At 71.5% G+C, this 915-nt stretch carries 1 protein-coding gene; it reads left to right on the top strand.

Annotation, left to right across the window (positions count from 1 at the left end):
* Positions 1 to 907: aldehyde dehydrogenase family protein (locus tag E4099_RS32195; protein WP_135342614.1), on the top strand; the 907-nt coding region annotated here is incomplete at its 5' end.
* Between the last annotated feature and the right edge of the window lie 8 nt (positions 908 to 915).

Genomic DNA, 915 nt, shown 5'->3' with positions numbered 1-915 from the left:
CCTGCCGGACGGTGTGGTCAACATCGTCGCGGGCACCGGACCGGAGGCCGGCGAGCACCTGGTCGGCCACCCCGACGTCGCCATGACCTCCTTCACCGGCTCCACCGCGGTCGGCAAGCGGGTCGCCGCCCTGGCCGCCGGCAGCGTCAAGCGGCTCCACCTGGAACTCGGCGGCAAGGCCCCGTTCGTGGTCTTCGACGACGCCGACCTGACGGCAGCGGTGCACGGAGCCGTGGCCGGCGCTCTCATCAACACCGGACAGGACTGCACCGCCGCCACCCGCGCCTATGTGCAGCGCCCGCTCTACGAGGCCTTCGTCGCCGGCGTCGCCGACCTGATGGCCACGGTGCGGCTGGGCCACCCGCTCGACCCGGCCACCGACCTGGGGCCGCTGGTCTCGCACGCCCAGCGGGACCGGGTCGCCGGCTTCGTGGACCGCGCCCGGGACTACGCCACCGTGGTCACCGGCGGTCAGGCCCCCCAGGGCGACCTCGCCAAGGGCGCCTACTACCAGCCCACACTGATCACCGGCGCCCCGCAGCACAGCGAGATCACCCAGGCCGAGATCTTCGGCCCGGTGCTGGTCGTGCTCCCCTTCGACAGCGACGACGAGGGGTTGGCGCTCGCCAACGACACCCCCTACGGCCTGGCCGCCTCCGCCTGGACCCGCGATGTCTACCGCGCCGGCCGCGCCACCCGCGAACTCCGGGCCGGCTGCGTCTGGGTCAACGACCACATCCCGATCATCAGCGAGATGCCCCACGGCGGAGCCAAGGCATCCGGCTTTGGTAAGGATATGTCGGCGTACTCCTTCGAGGAGTACACGCAGATCAAGCATGTGATGTACGAGAACACCAAGGCGGCCGAGAAGGACTGGCACCGCACCATCTTCGGCGACCGGCGGTAGCCCGCCGC

It is taken from the genome of Streptomyces palmae (assembly GCF_004684805.1).
GTDB lineage: Bacteria > Actinomycetota > Actinomycetes > Streptomycetales > Streptomycetaceae > Streptomyces > Streptomyces palmae.
This window is presented reverse-complemented; position numbering and strand designations above follow the sequence as displayed.